This is a genomic window from Dactylosporangium sp. NPDC049742 (assembly GCF_040674675.1).
GTDB classification, from domain to species: Bacteria; Actinomycetota; Actinomycetes; order Mycobacteriales; family Micromonosporaceae; genus Dactylosporangium; species Dactylosporangium maewongense.
The window spans coordinates 254,688-271,864 of the sequence record NZ_JBFANF010000005.1; the positions used below are offsets into that span (position 1 = coordinate 254,688).

Here is a 17,177-nt window from a genome sequence, read left to right on the forward strand (position 1 = left end):
GAGGTTCAACCTTGTCCCAGCAGATCGCCGACGTAGCGTGCCACGGCACGCACCGTGGCGATGTTTCCGGGGTAGTCCATCCGCGTCGGCCCGAGCACCCCCATGCCGCCCACCACGATGGAGCCCGGCCCATAGCCGGTCGCCACGATCGATGCGCTGCGCAGGTCCTCGATCTCGTTCTCGTCGCCGATGCGGACCCGGGTCATGCTCGGCTCGACCTCGCCGAAGAGCTTGAGCAGGATGACCTCTTCCTCGAGCGCCTCGAGGATCGGCCGCAGCGAGCCCTGGAAGTCCAGCAGGCCGCCGCGGGCCAGGTTGGCGGTGCCGGCGAGCGCGATCCGCTCCTCGGTGCGCTCGACCAGGGTCTCCAGCAGGACGGTCGACAGGACGGTCATCGGCGGGCGCAGGCTCGGCCCGGACTCCTCGACGAGCGCCTGGACGAGTGGCGGGGTGTCCACGAGGCGCTTGCCGACGAGCTTCTCGTTAATTCTGCGGCGCAGCTCGGTGACGTCGTCGGCGAGGATCGGGCCGGGCAGGTCGACCATCCGCTGCTCGACCCGGCCGGTCTCGGCGATCATGACCACCATCAGCCGGGTGGTGGACAGCGGCACCAGCTCGAAGTGGCGCACGCTGGCCCGCGACAGGCTCGGATACTGCACGACGGCGACCTGCCGGGTCAGCTGCGCGAGCAGTCGCACGGTGCGGTGCACGACGTCGTCGAGGTCCACGGCGCCGATCAGGAACCGCTCGATCGCCCGGCGCTCGGCGGGGCTCAGCGGCTTGACGCGGGACAGTTTGTCGACGAAGAGCCGGTAACCGGCGTCGGTGGGCACGCGACCGGCGCTCGTGTGCGGCTGCCGGATGTAGCCCTCCTCCTCGAGGACGGCCATGTCGTTGCGGACGGTCGCCGGCGAGACGCGCAGGTTGTGCCGCTCGACGAGAGCCTTGCTCCCGACGGGCTCCTGGGTGGCGACGTAGTCCTCGACGATGGCACGCAGGACCTCGAGCTTGCGCTCGTCGAGAGCCATGCGCACCTCCTCGAGAACTGGCACTCCCACTTTGTGAGTGCCAGTCTACGTCGCCCGTGCCGCCCACGGAATGATCGTCATGTGTGCGAACCGCCGCTATTGGACTGGTCTGCGCCAAGTTTGTCCAAAAGAAGTCATGCCACGTCGCTGGCGATAGTTGATCGGTACCCCTACCGTGGCCCCCATGAGTGAACCACCTCGCCCCGGGGAGTACGGCGTGCCGCAGGACCCCAACAACCCCTATTCGATGCCGGGCGGGGCACAGTATCCGCCGCCGGGCCCGGACTACGGCCAGCAGCCGCCGGTCTCCGGTGGAGGTTACCCGCCGCCGACCAGCGGCGCGGGCTACCAGGACCCGAACGCCTACCAGCAGGGCGGTTACCAGCAGCCCGGCGGCTACCAGCAGCCCGGCGGTTACCAGCAGCCGGGTCAGTACGGATACCAGCAGCCCGGTGGATACCCCGGCGCCGGCCCGGTCGGCTACGCGAACAGCGACGAGAAGACCTGGGCCCTGATCGCGCACTTCGGTGGCATCTTCATCGGCTTCATCGCCCCGCTCATCGCGCTGCTGGCCAAGGGCAACGAGTCGCCCACGGTCAAGGCGCACGCCAACGAGGCGCTGAACTTCCACATCACGTGGGGCATCATCCTGTTCGTGGGCGCCCTGCTGTCGGTGTGCACGTTCGGTCTCACGCTCATCGTGCCGTGGATCGTCATCGTCGTGTTCGCGATCATCGCGGGCATGAAGGCCAACGGCGGCGAGCTGTACCGCTACCCGATGACGTACCGCTTCATCAAGTAAGGCATCCGATCGTTCGGGGGGCGGCCATCGAGCCGCCCCTCGCCATGTCCGGCCCCCTCTGAGGTCAGGTCAGGTCAGATCGCGGGCCACGGCGTCCGCGAGCAGGCGGCCACGCAGCGTGAGCACGGCCCGGCCCTCGGCGTACGGCCCGGCCTCCAGCAGCCCGTCGCCGAGGCAGCGGCGGGCGCCCTCCAGCGCCGGCGGCTCCAGGACGGCCAGGGGCAGGCCCGAGGCGAGCCGGATCCGCAGCAGCACGTCCTCGAAGCGCCGCTCCTCCTCGGTCAGCACCTCCCGCGCGTGCCCCGGCGACGCACCGTCGGCGAGGCGCGCGGCGTACGTGTGCGGGTGCTTCACGTTCCACCACCGCACCCCCCGCACGTGGCTGTGCGCGCCGGGCCCGAGCCCCCACCAGTCGCCGCCGCGCCAGTAGAGCTCGTTGTGCCGGCAGGGCGAGTCGCGGGACCAGTTCGACACCTCGTACCACGTCATCCCGGCCTCCGTCAGGGCCTGCTCGGCGGCGAGGTAGCGGTCGGCGGCCACGTCGTCGTCCGGGAACGGCAGCTCACCGCGGCGCATGCGGGCCGCCAGCCGGGTCCCGTCCTCGACGATCAGCGCGTACGCGCTCACGTGGTCCACGCCCGAGCCGATCACCGTGCGCAGGGACGCCGCGAAGTCCTCGGGGCGCTCGCCGGGCGTGCCATAGATCAGGTCCAGGTTGACCCGCTCGAACCCGGCCGCGTGCGCCTCCGCGACCGCCGCCGCCGGCCGCCCGGGGGTGTGCCGGCGGTCGAGGACCGCCAGGACGCCCGGCGCGACGGACTGCATGCCCAGGGAGATCCGGTTGAACCCGGCCGCGCGCAGCTGCCGCAGCCCCGCCGCGTCGACGGACTCCGGGTTGGCCTCCGTGGTGACCTCGGCGTCGCCGGCGAGGCCCCAGGTGCGGTCGATGCCGTCGAGGATGCGGGCCAGCTCCGCCGGCGGCAGCAGCGTCGGCGTGCCGCCACCGAAGAAGACGGTGTCGACCCGCGGCGGCGCGACCACCTTGGCGGCCAGGGCCAGCTCGTCGAGGACCTGCTCGGCATAGCCGGCGCTCAGGACGCCCTCGTCGGCGGTGTACGTGTTGAAGTCGCAGTACCCGCAGCGGGAGGCGCAGAACGGGACGTGGACGTAGACCCCGAACCCGGCCTCCCCCGCCGCGTCGGCGACCCCGTCGGGCAGCGCGCCGTCCCGCGGGATCGGCTCACCTTCTGGCAGTGTTCCGGGCATTTCACTAGTGTGCCCGCATGCCACTCGTACGGTCACAGACGGCGCATGGCGTGGCGACGGTCACGCTCGACAGCCCCGCCAACCGCAACGCGCTGTCGACGGCCCTGATCGAGGAGCTTCTCGCCGCGCTCGCCGCCGCCACCGCGGACGACACCGTGCGGGTCGTCGTGCTCACCCACACCGGGCCGGTCTTCTGCTCGGGCGCGGACCTGAAGGAGACCGCGGCCGCGTTCGGCTCGGGCAAGCCGCCGATCAACCGGCTCGGCGAGGTGCTGACCGCGATCTGGGAGTGCCCGAAGCCCGTCGTCGCGCGGCTCACCGGGCCCGCCCGCGCGGGTGGCCTGGGCCTCATCGCCGCCGCCGACATCGCGGTCTGCTCGCTCGAGGCGACGTTCGCGTTCTCCGAGGTGCGCATCGGCGTCATCCCGGCCGTGATCTCCGCCACGGTGCTGCCGCGGCTGTCCCCGCGCGCCGCCGCGGAGCTGTTCCTGACGGGGGCGACGTTCGACGGCGCCCGGGCCCGCGAGATCGGCCTGGTCACCGCCGCCGTCGCCGCCGACCAGGTCGACGAGGCCGTCTCGGCGTTCGTCGCGGCGCTGGTACGGGGAGCGCCGGGTGCTCTGCGTGGGACGAAGGAACTGCTCCGGCGACGGAAAGCCGACACGTTCCGTGACGAGCTGGCGGCCATGACGGAACTTTCCGTGTCGTATTTCGGTTCCGCCGAAGGAATCGAGGGAATCATGGCATTCCGGGACAAACGAGACCCAAACTGGATCCCTGACGGCGTCGCCTGAACGGCCGGACCCGCCCCGTCCCGGTGTGTGACGCGGGAGTGAGGTGGCGGATGGGACGTACGCTGGTCGAGTTCTCAGGTCAGGAGGTGACGATGCGTACACGACACGTGCTGATCGCGATCGTGGTGCTCGGCATCGTCGCGACCGCCGGCATCTACGCGGTGCTGCAGAAGCTCGGCGACCACCTGCCGGCGCTGCTGCCGCCGGGCCGCGCCTGCGTCATCGACGCCGGCAGCGCGCCCGTCGCGTCGTCCGGCTCCTCCTCGACCGTCACCTCCGTGGCGCTGGACTCGGAGCAGGTCGCCAACGCCGCCACCATCACCGCCGTCGGCCTGCGCCGCGGTGTGCCCCGGCGGGCGCTGGTCGTGGCCCTCGCCACCGCGTGGCAGGAGTCGAAGCTGGAGAACCTCGCCGGCGGCGACCGCGACTCGATCGGCCTCTTCCAGCAGCGGCCCAGCCAGGGCTGGGGCAAGCCCGAGCAGATCGCCGACCCGCGCTACGCGGCGAACGCCTTCTACACCGCCCTGCTGAAGGTCAAGGGCTGGGAGAAGATGCGCGTCACCGACGCCGCGCAGGAGGTGCAGCGCAGCGCCCATCCCGAGGCGTACGAGAAGTGGGTCGACGAGTCGGAGATCATGGCCCGCGCCCTGAGCGGCGAGGCCACCGGCGCCGTCTCCTGCACCGTCACCGAGTCCTCCAGCCACGGCGTCGAGGCCGCGCAGACCCTCGCCGCCGGCGTCAAGCTCGACTGGGGCAACGTCAGCACCGCCGACGTCGCCGACCTCGTCGGGGTCGTGCTCAAGGTCCGCGAGCAGAAGACCGGCTGGCAGTACGCGCACTGGCTGGTTGCCCACGCCCAGGACAACGGCGTCAAGCGGGTCGCGTTCAACGACATGGAGTGGACCGCGAAGAGCGGCAGCTGGGCCCGGATCACGCAGCGTGGCGGCGCCGGCGGCGACCGCGTCGTCGCCGAGGTCTACTGACGCGCAGGTTGCACGCCGTTCGGACGGGATTTCGCACTGTCCGGTGGAGAACTCCCGACTCGGTCCGTTGTACACCTCGCGTTACCATCGGTCGTTCCCTGGTTGACGAAAGTAAGGGGAGGACATGACGTCCGCTGCACCCGACTACGGCGGTCTGACCGGCTATGAGCCGATCAGCGAGGCCGACCGCAAGGAATTCCTGGACCAGGGCTTCCTGCTGGTCCGCAACGTGTTGAAGGAAGACCACCGCGCGCAGCTCGAAGCCGCCATGGACCGGGTCTACGCCGAGGAGCAGGCGGCCGGCTCCAGCAGCATGAAGAAGGACGGCACGCTGCACCTGCTGGGCTTCCTGAACCGTGACGAGCTGTTCGGGCACCTGCTGACCCAGCCGACCCTCTTCCCGTACATGTGGGGCCTGGCCGGCTGGAACATCTACACGCACCACAACCACCTCGACATCACGCCGCCGGCGGCGATGACGGAGGCCCCCTCGTGGGGCTGGCACCAGGACGGGTACCGGCAGAACTCCGACCCCGAGACCATGGACCCGAACCTCCCGCGGCCCATGTTCTCGCTGAAGATCGCCTACGTCATCTCCGACCTCTCGGAGAAGGGCCGCGGCGCCACCAAGGTCATCCCGGGCAGCCACCTCTGGAACTCGCTGCCCCGCCCCGCCGACACCACGGTCGAGAACCCCGACCCCGAGGGCACCGTGGAGATCACGGCCAACCCGGGCGACTGCTTCATCTTCGACCGGCGCCTCTGGCACTCCCGGTCGCCGAACTACTCCGAGGTCACCCGCAAGATGCTGTTCATCGGTTACACGTACCGGTGGATCCGCAACCTCGACGACATGCCGATCGACTACGACGGCGAGTGGTGGGCCAACCGCACCCCCGTCCAGCGCCAGCTCCTGGGCGAGGCCACGCACACGGCCAACTACTGGGGCATCAACTGGAACGGCTACATCGACGAGGAGATCCCCCTCCGCAAGGAGCTCAAGACCCGCGGCCTCCTCGACCGCTCCATCCCCTGGCTCCGCTAGCTTTACCCCCCCCCGCCTGACCGAAGCGGCCGTGCCCCTCAATCCCCGAGGCGCACGGCCGCTCCGCGTCCAGCCCACGCGAAGGCCCCCAGTCCGGGGAGGCTGGGGGCCTGACGCGATGGGGTGTTACAGGGTGCTGCGGCGTCCGCGACCGGCCACGCCGACCACCAGGGCCACGCCGACGGCGGCGACCAGCACCTGGATCAGCAGCTCGCCCCAGTCGACACCGGGGGTGTCGGTGGAGATGCCGATGGCGTTCGCGATGACGGTGCCGAGCAGGGCGGCGACCACGCCGATCACCATGGTCAGCCAGATCGGGATGTTCTGGCGGCCGGGGACGACCAGGCGTCCGAGCGCACCGACGATCAGGCCGACGATCAGTGCCGTGATGATTCCGGTGACAGTCACGGTGTCCTCCTTCAGAGCCTCAACCTGGGGGATTGCAGTTGCGGTTGCGCTCTTATTGCCCGTGACCTCAGGGGACCAAACGCCCCGGCAATCGACGAACCTCGCGTATGGCCGACTCCATCGTGATGAACGCGAGCGGGGGCGGATCGGACAAAGGCACCCAGGCGTACTCGGTGCCTTCGGACGTGTCGAGGGTGATGGTGGCACCGGGGGCCAGCCGGGCCAGCCAGAAGCAGTCCAGGACGGACAGCTGTTCGTTCTGGTACTCGTAGGTGCCGATCCACATGCCGACGAAGGCGCCGAGCCGGACCTCGACGCCGAGCTCCTCGCGGGCCTCGCGGACCGCCGCGTCGCGGGGGTGCTCCCAGCCGTCGCAGAAGCCGCCGGGCAGGTCCCACCAGCCGACCTGCGGCGGGCGGGCGCGGCGGATGACGACGAAGCGGTCGGCGTCGTCGAAGATGATGGCGGTGCCGGTCGGGCGGGGGTTGAGGAAGACCTCGTAGCCGCAGGTGGCGCACTCCACCGGCGGAGCGTCCGTGGACGCTCCGCAACGGGGGCAGTGCTTCACTTCTTCGGCTTGTCCGCGGTGGGGGCGTCGGACGTGGACAGTGCGGCGATGAACGCCTCCTGCGGCACCTCCACGCGGCCGACCATCTTCATCCGCTTCTTGCCTTCCTTCTGCTTCTCCAGCAGCTTGCGCTTCCGGCTGATGTCACCGCCGTAGCACTTGGCGAGCACGTCCTTGCGGATGGCGCGGATCGTCTCGCGGGCGATGATCCGGCTGCCGATCGCGGCCTGGATCGGCACCTCGAACTGCTGGCGCGGAATGAGCTTCTGCAGCTTGGAGGCGATGGTGACGCCGTAGTTGTACGCCTTGTCCTTGTGCACGATCGAGCTGAAGGCGTCCACGGGCTCGCCGTGCAGGAGGATGTCGACCTTCACCAGGTCGGCCTGCTGCTCCCCGCTGGGCTCGTAGTCGAGGCTGGCGTAGCCCTTGGTGCGGCTCTTCAGCTGGTCGAAGAAGTCGTAGATGATCTCACCCAGCGGCAGCGTGTAGCGCAGCTCGACGCGGTCGGCCGACAGGTAGTCCATGCCCTGCAGGGACCCGCGGCGGCTCTGGCACAGCTCCATGACGGCGCCGACGAAGTCGTTGGGGGTCAGGACGGTGGCCCGGACGGTCGGCTCGAAGATGTTGCTGCTCTTGCCGTCGGGGAACTCGCTCGGGTTGGTGACGGCGTGCTCCCTGCCGTCCTCCATGATCACCCGGTAGACCACGTTGGGCGCGGTGGAGATCAGGTCGAGGTTGAACTCGCGTTCGAGGCGCTCCTGGATGATCTCCAGGTGCAGCAGGCCGAGGAAGCCGCACCGGAAGCCGAAGCCGAGCGCGGCACTGGTCTCCGGCTCGTACACGAGGGCGGCGTCGTTGAGCTTGAGCTTGTCCAGCGCGTCGCGCAGCAGCGGATAGTCCGAGCCGTCGATCGGGTAGAGCCCCGAGTAGACCATCGGCTTCGGGTCCTTGTAGCCGCCGAGCGGCTCGGTGGCCGGCTTGGCGTTGATGGTGACCGTGTCACCGACCCGGGACTGGCGCACGTCCTTCACGCCGGTGATGAGGTAGCCCACCTCGCCGGCGCCGAGGCCGTCGCTCTTGATCGGCTCGGGCGAGATGACGCCGATCTCCAGCAGCTCGTGGACCGCGCCGGTCGACATCATCCTGATCCGGTCGCGGGCGCCGAGCCGGCCGTCGACGACCCTGACGTACGTGACGACGCCGCGGTACACGTCGTACACCGAGTCGAAGATCATCGCGCGGGCCGTGCCGTCGTCGCTGCCGACGCCAGGGGTGGGCAGCTGGCGCACGATCTCGTCGAGCAGGTGCGCCACGCCGACGCCGGTCTTGCCTGACACGCGCAGGCAGTCGTCGGGCTCGCAGCCGATCAGGTGGGCGAGCTCCTCGGCGTACTTCTCGGGCTGCGCGGCCGGCAGGTCGATCTTGTTGAGCACCGGGATGATCGTCATGTCGTTCTCGAGCGCGAGGTACAGGTTGGCGAGCGTCTGCGCCTCGATGCCCTGCGCCGCGTCGACCAGCAGCACCGCGCCCTCGCAGGCGGCCAGGCTGCGGGACACCTCATAGGTGAAGTCGACGTGGCCCGGGGTGTCGATCATGTTGAGCACGAACTGCTCGCCGGTCAGGTCCCCCTCGCGGACCCGCCACGGCATGCGGACGGCCTGGCTCTTGATGGTGATGCCGCGCTCGCGCTCGATGTCCATGCGGTCGAGATACTGGGCCCGCATCTGCCGAGCGTCGACCACCTCGGTCAGCTGCAGCATCCTGTCGGCCAGCGTCGACTTGCCGTGGTCGATGTGCGCGATGATGCAGAAGTTGCGGATCCGGTCCGGCACGGTGGCACCGGGACGGTTCACGCCGGGGTCGTTCGTCGGTGGCACAGGCGTCCGTTCTCCGAGTTGGCGGGGATCAGACCCCTATCGTCCCATGCCCACGGATCACGTCGAAGCGGCGCCGGTACGAGGCCCCGCCGTTACCGGAAATGTCCGGAAAAGGCGGGGCACACAGCAGCGTCAGAGCAGTGCGCCCTCGTCGTGCAGCCAGTCGACGAACCCCATCGCGACGACGGCCGCGCAGTCGACGAGCTCGGCGATGAGCTCGGGGTGGGCACCGGACAGCAGGGGCACCTGCATCTCGGCGTAGATCGGGAGCTGGCCGCGGTCGGTGGGGTCGCCGACGTAGGCCTTGTAGAAGCGGCGTGTGTGGTTCCACTCGTTGACCACCCGGTAGGACCGGTCGGCCCAGTCCGGGGGCACCGTGGCATGCGGCCTGGCGCGCACGACGAGGATCTCGTCCGACGGCCCCTCGAGGGCGAACAGCACAGCGTGGCGCTCCCACAGCGCGAGAAGGCTGCCATCCCCATCTGTCAGGTATCGAATCTCCAGCTGCTCGAGGGCCTCAGCGACCCGCAGCAACGTCACCGGTGCGATCACGCCCGCACCCACGTCCGGGGCTCCGTCGCACACCGCGTCGGTCACCGGAATCGGCTCTTCCCGTGCCAGCTGCGCGACGGTCGTGTCGGTCTGCGACCCGTCCGTCTGCTCGGCACGCCATGGCCACTTTGGCATCGTCCCGCGCTCCCTAGCTCCCCCGTGGCCTCCACCCGCAATTGCGGTCCGTCGCCGAGTGATTTCGCTCGGCGGTGGACCCGAATGAGGACGGTACCCGTTCGGACGAGTTTCAGCAGCCCCCAATTTCACCCTCGCCCCACCCGTTCGGGTGAGGGTCTTACCACCGTCTATCCGATGAAGAGAGTCTTGGCAGCACGATGCCAGGCTGAGCCATATGCGCAGGCCAGAGCCGTCCATGGACCCGATTTCCGAACATCGACGAAGTCTCGTGCAGGTGCACGTTCGCTCGTCATGAACCCCATTCGCACGACCGCCTGCACGAGCCGTTGGGGTATCTCGACCCGCTCCCCGCCGTCGGTCGTCACGACGATCGGCACATGATCGAGCAGCGCGTCGCGGAGCACCCGGGAGCCGACCGCGCGGCCACCCACACCCTCCGCGGCGGCGGTCCGCAGCGTCTCCGCCGCGGCCGCTCCGACCCGCCGGATGTCGGCACCCGGGATGCGCTCCACGACCACACCCGCGTCGCCGGGGATGGACCACCGCCACTCGCTGTCCCGGAATTCGGGAAGCCGGTCATCGAGCATCACCAGCAGCTCGCGGGCCAGGACGGTGTGATCGCCGTCGACGTGTCCGGGGACGCCGCGACTCACCAGGACGCCCCACGGCAGGCGCGACCAGAGGGTGACACGGTCGTCACCGGCCGGCCGCAGCCGGACCACCGCGCCGGCGTCGAGCCGGACCGCCCGAGCCAGGAAGGCCCGGGCGTCCGCGGCCCCGAGGCCCTCTAACCAAGCCACGGAGCGCCCGCTAACCGAGCCACGGGGACAGGAACTCGCGCTCGACGTCCTTGACCCGGCGCGGCCGGCCGGCGGCGAGGTCGAAGGGCACGCAGACGGTCCGCGCGCGGGACGCGACCACGTCGCCGTCGAAGAGCTCGTAGGCGACCGTCAATCGACTCGCCTTGATCTCCTCGAGCCACAGCTCGATGCGCACGGGATCGCCGTAGTCGATGGGCCGCAGGTAGTCGATCTCATGACGTGAGATGACGATGCCGTCCTCGAACGTCTCCAGCCCGGCCGCCTTCGCCGCGGTGAACATCAATGCCACGCGCGCTTCCTCGTACAGGGTGAGGAAGCGCGCGTTGTTGACGTGCCCGTACGCGTCCAGGTCGGACCAGCGCAGGGCGCAGTGGTAGACGAAGCGGGCCACCTCAGTCGCGGGTGAGCTTGCGGTAGGTGACGCTGTGCGGGCGCGCCGCCTCCTGGCCGAGCCGTTCGACCTTGTTCTTCTCGTACGACTCGAAGTTGCCCTCGAACCAGAACCACTTGGCCGGGTCCTTCTCGTCGCCCTCCCAGGCGAGGATGTGGGTCGCGACCCGGTCGAGGAACATCCGGTCGTGGGAGATGACCACGGCGCAGCCCGGGAACTCCAGCAACGCGTTCTCCAGCGACGACAGCGTCTCGACGTCGAGGTCGTTGGTCGGCTCGTCGAGCAGCAGCACGTTGCCGCCGATCTTCAGCGTCAGCGCCAGGTTGAGCCGGTTGCGCTCGCCGCCGGACAGGACCTTGGTCGGCTTCTGCTGGTCGGGGCCCTTGAAGCCGAACGCCGCGACATACGCCCGGGACGGCATCTCGACCTTGCCGACCATCAGGTGGTCCAGGCCGTCGGAGACGACCTCCCACACCGTCTTGTCGCCGTCGAGGCCGGAGCGGCTCTGGTCGACATAGGACAGCTTGACCGTCTCACCGACGCGGACCTGGCCGGCGTCGGGGTCCTCCAGGCCCACGATGGTCTTGAAGAGCGTGGTCTTGCCGACGCCGTTGGGGCCGATGATGCCGACGATGCCGTTGCGCGGCAGCGAGAAGGACAGCCCGTCGATCAGCACACCGCGCTCGTCGAAGCCCTTGACCAGCTCCTTGGCCTCGATGACCATGTTGCCCAGGCGCGGGCCCGGCGGGATCTGGATCTCCTCGAAGTCGAGCTTGCGGGTCTTCTCGGCCTCGTTGGCCATCTCCTCGTAGCGCTCGAGGCGGGCCTTCGACTTGGTCTGGCGGGCCTTGGCGTTGGAGCGGACCCACTCCAGCTCCTCGGTGAGGCGCTTCTGCAGCTTCTGGTCCTTGCGGCCGGCGACCGCGAGCCGCTGCGCCTTCTTCTCCAGGTAGGTGGAGTAGTTGCCCTGGTAGCCGTGGACCTGGCCGCGGTCGACCTCGGCGATCCACTGGGCGACGTGGTCGAGGAAGTACCGGTCGTGGGTGACTGCGAGCACGGCGCCCGCGTACTTCTGCAGGTGCTGCTCCAGCCAGTTGACACTCTCGGCGTCGAGGTGGTTGGTGGGCTCGTCGAGCAGCAGCAGGTCGGGCGCCTCGAGCAGCAGCTTGCACAGCGCCACGCGGCGGCGCTCACCACCGGAGAGCGTGGTGACGTCGGCGTCCGGCGGCGGGCAGCGCAGCGCGTCCATGGCGAGGGCGAGCGCGGAGTCGATGTCCCACGCGTCGGCGTGGTCGAGCTCCTCCTGGAGGCGGCCCATCTCCTCCATCAGCTCGTCGGTGTAGTCGGTCGCCATGAGCTCGGCGACCTCGTTGAACCGGGCGAGCTTCGCCTTGGTCTCGGCGACGGCCTCCTCGATGTTGCCGAGGACGGTCTTGCTCTCGTTGAGCGGCGGCTCCTGCAGGAGCATGCCGACGGTGTAGCCGGGCATGAGCCGGGCCTCGCCGTTGCTCGGCTTGTCGAGCCCTGCCATGATCTTGAGCAGGCTCGACTTGCCGGCGCCGTTGGGGCCGACCACGCCGATCTTCGCGCCGGGCAGGAACGACAGCGTGACGTTGTCGAGCACGACCTTGTCGCCGTGCGCCTTGCGCGCCTTCTCGAGCACGTAGATGTACTGCGCCACGGTGCGCCCCTACCTCCGGTAAGTCTGTGTTCGCGTCGGGTCAATCTTTCCAGGCCCCCGGCCCCGGCCCCAAATCGGGCGTCACTTCTTCGGCTGGGACTCCCGCACGTCCTCCGACGTGGTCTGCTTGCCGGCGATCACGAGCTTGTCCCGGGAGACGGTGTACGTGGTGCCCTCGTTGGTCGCGATGTACTTGTCGTTGCCGGCACTGCCGGAGAACGTCACGGTGCTCACCAGCAGGCCGTTGTCCCCCTCGAGCGGCGTCTCGCCGGAGCCGTCGACGCCGGAGAAGCGGTTGCGCTTGTCGTGCCCCTGGTACCACAGCCCCTTGCCGTCGGCCTCCAGGCAGATCCAGACCTCGTGCTTGTCGGTGCGGACGTAGAGCTGCAGGACCAGCGGCAGGGCCGCCGCGCCGTCGCGGCTCTTGACCCCGTCCTCCATGAAGGCCGGGCACGGCATGCCTTTCGGGGCGGCCTGGCTGGTGACGGAATCGACAGGCCGGGGAGACTGTCCGTTGCCGGCGTTTGACTTAGGGTCATCAATGTCTCGACGCCCCAGCACGAATCCGAACAATGCACCGATGACGGTCAGGATCAGCAAAGCGAGCAGGACGACGGTGAGCGTCCGGCCCCGTTCGGGCTCGGCGTAGGCATCGTGCGAGGACATGCCCAGCAGGATCGCACCTGTGAGCCAGGACGCTGCATGCTGCCGGGCACTTCGCGGATCAGTAGGCTGAAAGTACGAGGGTGGATCACCCAGGGGGAGGACACGACACGTGGCTGGAAACAGTGCATTCGTGGTGGTCGCCAATCGACTGCCGGTCGACAAGGTCGTCGGACCGGACGGCGAGGTCAGCTTCCGCAGGAGCCCGGGAGGGCTGGTCACGGCACTGGAGCCGGTCCTGCAGCAGCGCAACGGGACGTGGGTGGGCTGGTCGGGCGGCACGGGGGACGCGCAGCTGCCCGAGGAGACCTTCGAGGCGGGCGGGGTGCAGCTGCACCCGGTCGCGCTGAGCGCGGGCGAGGTCGAGCGGTATTACGAGGGGTTCTCCAACTCCAGCCTGTGGCCGCTCTATCACGACGCCGTGGAGACACCGATCTTCAAACGACGATGGTGGGAGTCGTACCGGCTGGTCAACGAGCGGTTCACGAAGGCCGTCGCCGACGACGCGGCACCCGGCGCCACCGTATGGATCCAGGACTACCAGCTGCAGCTCGTGCCGGCTCTGCTGCGCGAGACCCGACCCGATCTCAAGATCGGGTTTTTTCTGCACATTCCATTTCCCCCGGTCGAACTGTTCATGCAACTACCTCGCCGGGCGGAACTTCTCAAGGGTCTGCTCGGTGCCGATCTGGTTGGTTTCCAACGGCCACTCGGCGCGCAGAACTTCGTCCAACTGTCCCGACATCTGCTGGGCACCCGGGTGCGGCGCGGCGTCGTGGAGTGGGAGGGCCGCACGGTGCGCGCCGAGGCGTTCCCGATCTCGATCGACGTCGAGGAGATGGAGCGGCTCGCCGCCTCGCCCGAAGTGCAGGCCAGAGCCAAGGCGATCAGGACCGAGCTGGGTGAGCCGAAGACGATCATCCTGGGAGTGGATCGTCTCGACTACACCAAGGGGATAGAAAGAAGGCTGAAGGCCTTCCGTGAATTGTTGTCGGATGGACGACTCACGGCGCCGGATACGGTGATGGTACAAGTGGCTACGCCGAGCCGGGAGCGAGTGGAGCACTACCAGACGCTGCGGGTGAACGTTGAGCGTGAGGTCGGGCGGATCAATGGGGAGTACGGACGAGTTGGCCAACCGGCCGTGCACTACCTGCATCAGTCGTACAGTCGGGCTGAGCTGGCCGCGTTGTACGTCGCGGCCGACGTCATGATGGTGACTCCCCTGAGGGACGGCATGAATCTCGTTGCCAAGGAGTATGTCGGCGCCCGCGCCGACGGTGGCGGCGCGCTCGTGCTGTCGGAGTTCGCCGGCGCGGCGGCCGAGCTGCGGCAGGCCTTCCTGTGCAATCCGCACGACCTCGACGGGGTGAAAGACGCACTCATGCGTGCGATCCACGTCGACCCGGTCGAAGGGCGCAAACGGATGCATGCTATGCATTCCCACCTGCGCTCACACGATGTCCGCGCCTGGGCGGACGCGTTTCTCGACGCTCTCGGCGCAGCATCATGACGACCACACGACCGCCCTTGCACCGCCGTGTGCACGTCAATTGCCCAAACGACCTCCATCGCTCCCACGAACAGGCCGGACATGAACCAAAACTCGGCGACAGGCAGCGTCCTCTCGCTCGACCCGGACCTCCGCGCGGCGGTGCTGCGCGTCGCCCGCGTGCCGAACCTCCTGGTGGCATGTGACTACGACGGCACACTCGCCCCCATCGTCGCCGACCCTACGAAGGCGACCCCCAGCCCAGAATCCGTAGCGGCCGTCCGCGCGTTGTCTTCGTTGCCACAGACGACCGTCGGCGTGATCTCGGGCCGCGCGCTGCGCGACCTCGCCGCACTCTCGCGCCTGCCGGCCGAGGTGCGGCTGGTCGGCAGCCACGGCTCCGAGTTCGACGTCGGCTACGTCGACGAGCTGCCGCCGGAGCGCCAGCAGCGCCGCGCGGAGCTGCACGCGGCGCTCACCGCGATCTGCCGCGACCAGCCGGGCGTACGCCTGGAGGCCAAGCCGGCCAGCGTCGCGGTGCACACCCGCGCGGCGCCGCGCGACGTCGCCGGGCGGGTCTTCGACGCAGTCCGCAGCGGTGCGGCGCTGTGGCCCGACATCGAGGTGACCACCGGCAAGGAGGTCATCGAGCTGTCGGTGGTGCCGACCGACAAGGGCCTCGCGGTCGACGCCCTGCGGATGCAGGTGTCGGCGAGCGCCATCGTGTACCTCGGTGACGACGCGACCGACGAGAAGGCGTTCGCCCACCTGCACGGCCCCGACCTGGGCATCAGGGTCGGCTCCGTCGACGGCGGCACCGAGACGCTGGCCCGCTTCAGCATCCCCGACGCCGAGGCGGCCGTGGGCGTGCTGGAGCTGCTGCTGCACACCCGGCGGCGCTGGCTCTTCGGCGAGCAGGCGGTGCCGATCGAGCGGCACTCGATGCTCTCCAACACGCACACCGTCGCGCTGCTCACGCCGGCCGCCCGGGTCACCTGGCTGTGCCACCCGAAGCCGGACTCCGGCGCGGTCTTCGCCGACCTGCTCGGCGACACCGCCGCCGGGCACTTCACGGTCCAGCCGGAGAAGGGCGGGATCCCGCTGGGTCAGCGGTACCGCCCGGGCACGATGACCGTGGAGACCCGCTGGTCGGGGCTCACCGTCACCGACTGGCTCGACCACCACCGCACGGGCAACTCGCTGATGCGGGTGCTGTCGGGCAGCTCCCGGGCCCGGGTCGACTTCGTGCCCCGGCCCGACTTCGGCCAGGTGCACATCCGCCTGCAGCCGCTCGGCGACGACGGCCTGCTGGTGCTCGGCTCCAACGAGCCGATGGTGCTCTACTCCCCCGGCATCGAGTGGGAGATCAGCTCCGACGGCCACAGCGACCTGGCCCGGGCCACCGTCGACCTCGCCGCCGCAGGCGGCAGCGCCATGCTGGAGCTGCGGCTGGGCACCGACTCGATCGAGCCGCCGCGGGTGCAGCTCGACGAGCGGCAGATCGCCGCGGAGGCCGCGTGGCGGGACTGGTCCGACGCGCTGAAGCTGCCGTCGGTCGCCCGCGACCTGGTCCGGCGCAGCGCGCTGACGCTGCGCGGGCTGTGGCACAAGCCGACCGGCGCGATCCTGGCCGCGGCGACGTCGTCGCTGCCGGAGGAGGTCGGCGGGTCGCGCAACTGGGACTACCGGTACTGCTGGCTGCGCGACGCCTCGCTGACCGCCAAGGCGCTCGTCGACCTCGGCTCGACCGAGGAGGCCGAGTCGCTGCTGAAGTGGACGCTGAAGGTCGCCGACAACACCGACGGGCACCCGGAGCGGCTGCACCCGCTGTACAACCTCGACGGCACGGAGCTCGGGCCCGAGGCGGTCATCGAGGCGCTGCCCGGCTACGCGGGCTCCCGCCCGGTGCGGGTCGGCAACGCGGCCAACGGCCAGGTGCAGCTCGACGTGTTCGGCCCGGTCGCCGACCTGGTCACCACGCTCGCCGAGCTGCGCCCGCCGGAGGACGGCGACTTCGCCCTCATGGAGCAGATGGTCGAGGCCGTCGAGCGGCGCTGGCACGAGCCCGACCACGGCATCTGGGAGGCGCGCCGGCGGCCCCGGCACTACGTCTACTCGAAGGTCATGTGCTGGATGACCGTGGACCGCGGCATCCAGCTCTTCGAGCGGGCCGGCCGTCCCGTGCCGGAGTCGTGGCCGCCGCTGCGCTCCACGATCGCCGAGAACGTGCTCGACAAGGGCTGGGACGAGAAGCTCGGCGCCTACACCGTCGCGTACGGCTACGACGAGATGGACGCGTCGGTGCTGTGGATCGGCCTGTCGGGGCTGCTCACCGACGACGACCCGCGGTTCCTCGCCACCGTCCTGGCGGTCGAGGCCGACCTGCGGGAGGGTCCCACGGTGTACCGGTACCGCTGGGACGACGGGCTGCCGGGCGTCGAGGGCGGCTTCCACCTGTGCACGACCTGGATGATCGAGGCGTACCTGCGCACCGGCCGCCGGGCGGACGCGGAGGAGCTCTTCGCCCAGTTCATCGAGTGTGCCGGCCCGACGGGCCTGCTGCCGGAGGAGTACGACCCGCTGACCGAGCGGGCCCTGGGCAACCACCCGCAGGCCTACTCGCACCTGGGCCTGATCCGCTGCGCCCTGGAGCTCGACCGCTCCTGAC

Annotated in this window: 16 protein-coding genes; 6 read left to right on the top strand and 10 right to left on the bottom strand. The window is 69.7% G+C overall.

Annotated elements, in window-relative coordinates:
• Window positions 1–5: 5 nt before the first annotated feature.
• A complete protein-coding gene (gene hrcA / locus AB0J72_RS09790) occupies window positions 6–1,028 on the bottom strand; it encodes a heat-inducible transcriptional repressor HrcA (RefSeq protein ID WP_344511977.1) in 1,023 nt (340 codons plus the stop codon).
• Window positions 1,029–1,212: 184 nt separating this feature from the next.
• Between hrcA and AB0J72_RS09795 the strand changes: the two genes are divergently transcribed.
• Window positions 1,213–1,830, top strand: a complete 618-nt coding sequence (locus AB0J72_RS09795) for a DUF4870 domain-containing protein (protein ID WP_344511979.1) — start codon at window positions 1,213–1,215, stop codon at window positions 1,828–1,830.
• 69 nt (window positions 1,831–1,899) lie between these two features.
• Here the strand turns inward: AB0J72_RS09795 and hemW are convergent, their stop codons facing one another.
• On the bottom strand, window positions 1,900–3,096 hold the full coding sequence (gene hemW / locus AB0J72_RS09800; protein WP_363396899.1) for a radical SAM family heme chaperone HemW: 1,197 nt from the start codon (window positions 3,094–3,096) through the stop codon (window positions 1,900–1,902).
• Window positions 3,097–3,113: 17 nt separating this feature from the next.
• Between hemW and AB0J72_RS09805 the strand changes: the two genes are divergently transcribed.
• The 3 genes from AB0J72_RS09805 to AB0J72_RS09815 all read left to right on the top strand — a co-directional run bounded on the left by AB0J72_RS09805 (window position 3,114) and on the right by AB0J72_RS09815 (window position 5,918).
• Window positions 3,114–3,890 (top strand): enoyl-CoA hydratase-related protein, encoded by a 777-nt coding sequence (locus AB0J72_RS09805; protein ID WP_363396902.1) that lies wholly within the window; start codon window positions 3,114–3,116, stop codon window positions 3,888–3,890.
• Between the two features lie 86 nt (window positions 3,891–3,976).
• The gene (locus AB0J72_RS09810; RefSeq protein WP_363397125.1) at window positions 3,977–4,873 is read left to right on the top strand and encodes a hypothetical protein; all 897 of its coding nucleotides are present in this window, start codon (window positions 3,977–3,979) and stop codon (window positions 4,871–4,873) included.
• A 124-nt stretch (window positions 4,874–4,997) separates the two neighbouring features.
• Complete coding sequence (locus AB0J72_RS09815) at window positions 4,998–5,918, top strand: phytanoyl-CoA dioxygenase family protein (RefSeq protein ID WP_360566017.1); 921 nt, start codon at window positions 4,998–5,000, stop codon at window positions 5,916–5,918.
• Between the two features lie 126 nt (window positions 5,919–6,044).
• Here AB0J72_RS09815 and AB0J72_RS09820 read toward each other — a convergent pair whose 3' ends face one another.
• The 8 genes from AB0J72_RS09820 to AB0J72_RS09855 form a co-directional block, all read right to left on the bottom strand.
• Window positions 6,045–6,326: a GlsB/YeaQ/YmgE family stress response membrane protein gene (locus AB0J72_RS09820; protein WP_344511989.1), complete on the bottom strand. Its 282-nt coding sequence runs from the start codon at window positions 6,324–6,326 to the stop codon at window positions 6,045–6,047.
• 67 nt (window positions 6,327–6,393) lie between these two features.
• Window positions 6,394–6,849, bottom strand: a complete 456-nt coding sequence (locus tag AB0J72_RS09825) for an NUDIX hydrolase (RefSeq protein WP_363396906.1) — start codon at window positions 6,847–6,849, stop codon at window positions 6,394–6,396.
• 41 nt (window positions 6,850–6,890) lie between these two features.
• Window positions 6,891–8,771, bottom strand: a complete 1,881-nt coding sequence (gene lepA, locus AB0J72_RS09830) for a translation elongation factor 4 (protein WP_363396909.1) — start codon at window positions 8,769–8,771, stop codon at window positions 6,891–6,893.
• A 132-nt stretch (window positions 8,772–8,903) separates the two neighbouring features.
• Window positions 8,904–9,458 (bottom strand): YbjN domain-containing protein, encoded by a 555-nt coding sequence (locus tag AB0J72_RS09835; RefSeq protein ID WP_354891200.1) that lies wholly within the window; start codon window positions 9,456–9,458, stop codon window positions 8,904–8,906.
• 170 nt (window positions 9,459–9,628) lie between these two features.
• Entirely contained in the window at window positions 9,629–10,261 is a 633-nt protein-coding gene (locus AB0J72_RS09840; RefSeq protein WP_363396912.1) for a hypothetical protein, read from the bottom strand.
• Window positions 10,262–10,271: 10 nt separating this feature from the next.
• The gene (locus AB0J72_RS09845; RefSeq protein ID WP_363396915.1) at window positions 10,272–10,673 is read right to left on the bottom strand and encodes a thioesterase family protein; all 402 of its coding nucleotides are present in this window, start codon (window positions 10,671–10,673) and stop codon (window positions 10,272–10,274) included.
• Window position 10,674: 1 nt separating this feature from the next.
• The gene (gene ettA / locus AB0J72_RS09850; protein WP_363396918.1) at window positions 10,675–12,354 is read right to left on the bottom strand and encodes an energy-dependent translational throttle protein EttA; all 1,680 of its coding nucleotides are present in this window, start codon (window positions 12,352–12,354) and stop codon (window positions 10,675–10,677) included.
• Between the two features lie 81 nt (window positions 12,355–12,435).
• Window positions 12,436–12,795 (bottom strand): hypothetical protein, encoded by a 360-nt coding sequence (locus tag AB0J72_RS09855; RefSeq protein ID WP_363396921.1) that lies wholly within the window; start codon window positions 12,793–12,795, stop codon window positions 12,436–12,438.
• Between the two features lie 334 nt (window positions 12,796–13,129).
• Here AB0J72_RS09855 and AB0J72_RS09860 point away from each other — a divergent pair, with 334 nt between their 5' ends.
• Together AB0J72_RS09860 and otsB are read left to right on the top strand one after the other, a co-directional pair.
• Window positions 13,130–14,530, top strand: a complete 1,401-nt coding sequence (locus tag AB0J72_RS09860; RefSeq protein ID WP_344512003.1) for a trehalose-6-phosphate synthase — start codon at window positions 13,130–13,132, stop codon at window positions 14,528–14,530.
• Window positions 14,531–14,611: 81 nt separating this feature from the next.
• Window positions 14,612–17,176, top strand: a complete 2,565-nt coding sequence (otsB, locus tag AB0J72_RS09865) for a trehalose-phosphatase (protein ID WP_363396924.1) — start codon at window positions 14,612–14,614, stop codon at window positions 17,174–17,176.
• The last annotated feature ends 1 nt before the right edge of the window (window position 17,177 follow it).

Coding starts and splice junctions, on each gene's coding strand:
- hrcA (WP_344511977.1), bottom strand. CDS start 1,028: ATGGCTCTCGACGAGCGCAAGCTCGAGGTCCTGCGTGCCATCGTCGAG.
- AB0J72_RS09795 (WP_344511979.1), top strand. CDS start 1,213: ATGAGTGAACCACCTCGCCCCGGGGAGTACGGCGTGCCGCAGGACCCC.
- hemW (WP_363396899.1), bottom strand. CDS start 3,096: ATGCCCGGAACACTGCCAGAAGGTGAGCCGATCCCGCGGGACGGCGCG.
- AB0J72_RS09805 (WP_363396902.1), top strand. CDS start 3,114: ATGCCACTCGTACGGTCACAGACGGCGCATGGCGTGGCGACGGTCACG.
- AB0J72_RS09815 (WP_360566017.1), top strand. CDS start 4,998: ATGACGTCCGCTGCACCCGACTACGGCGGTCTGACCGGCTATGAGCCG.
- AB0J72_RS09835 (WP_354891200.1), bottom strand. CDS start 9,458: ATGCCAAAGTGGCCATGGCGTGCCGAGCAGACGGACGGGTCGCAGACC.
- AB0J72_RS09855 (WP_363396921.1), bottom strand. CDS start 12,795: ATGGAGGACGGGGTCAAGAGCCGCGACGGCGCGGCGGCCCTGCCGCTG.
- otsB (WP_363396924.1), top strand. CDS start 14,612: ATGAACCAAAACTCGGCGACAGGCAGCGTCCTCTCGCTCGACCCGGAC.